1 pseudogene is annotated in these 486 nt (G+C 56.0%); it reads right to left on the bottom strand.

The features are described from left to right. Nucleotides 1–486: pseudogene (locus tag IQ209_RS18015) on the bottom strand (DNA primase); the annotation flags it as partial.

The raw sequence follows: 486 nt of genomic DNA, 5'->3' as shown, positions 1-486 counted from the left end.
CACTTCGATATATTCCAGTGTCTTGCCGCGATGTTCGGCGGTCTTGATGTCCCGCTGGTGCTGGTGCAGCAGGGCAATGCTCTGGATTAAGGTGAGGTATTTCATATGGTCACGGCGGGTACGGGTTTTGTCTGACAGGAACGTCAGTTGCGACGCATACGGATTCACCACGTTCAGTGGTTTCAGCCGCCGCTGGGCGTTCTGGTGCAATGCCGTCAGATAGTCCCGCTCATTCTCAGCCAGCAAGCCTTCCAGGGTTTGCTTCTGCCGTTGCAGCGCATGGATCGCTTCGGTTTGCTCGCGGGATTCGTTCACCGTCAGCACCAGACAGCGGTTGAGTAGTTCTTCATCCACATCAATGGCCGTCGTGGTGAACATCAGCATCACCGGGCCTTTGACGGTGTAGCTTTTGGTGACCAGGTTGCCGGTCGCTTCATCCTTGCCCGTGCTGGCCATCGTCAGTTCGCCGTCACTTTGCAACAACTT

Source organism: Xenorhabdus sp. BG5, from assembly GCF_015163665.1.
Taxonomy (GTDB): Bacteria; Pseudomonadota; Gammaproteobacteria; order Enterobacterales; family Enterobacteriaceae; genus Xenorhabdus.
This window is presented reverse-complemented; position numbering and strand designations above follow the sequence as displayed.